At 51.0% G+C, this 255-nt stretch carries 1 rRNA gene; it reads right to left on the bottom strand.

Features of this window, described 5'->3' with window-relative positions:
- Positions 1-95, bottom strand: a 5S ribosomal RNA gene (gene rrf, locus GM668_RS30435); the annotation flags it as partial.
- Between the last annotated feature and the right edge of the window lie 160 nt (positions 96-255).

The following is a 255-nucleotide window of genomic DNA, read 5'->3' as shown; positions in this document are numbered from 1 at the left end:
TTCACACTGGTTGCAGCACTATCATCGGCGCAGAGTCGTTTCACGGTCCTGTTCGGGATGGGAAGGGGTGGGACCGACTTGCTATGGTCATCAGGCTTTGACTTGTCGCGTCACACGCTGTGGCGTGCGACTGCAATCCGGAAGAAGTAATGTGTTGGGTAACTCATCATCGAGTAAATGCGTATAACCGGCAAGGTTATAGGGACAAGCCGTACGGGCAATTAGTACTGGTTAGCTTAATGCATTACTGCACTT

Source organism: Pseudoduganella ginsengisoli (assembly GCF_009720865.1).
Classification (GTDB): Bacteria; Pseudomonadota; Gammaproteobacteria; order Burkholderiales; family Burkholderiaceae_D; genus Rugamonas; species Rugamonas ginsengisoli.
The sequence above is the reverse complement of the archived record's forward strand: the minus strand, read 5'-3'. Positions and strand labels throughout refer to the sequence as shown.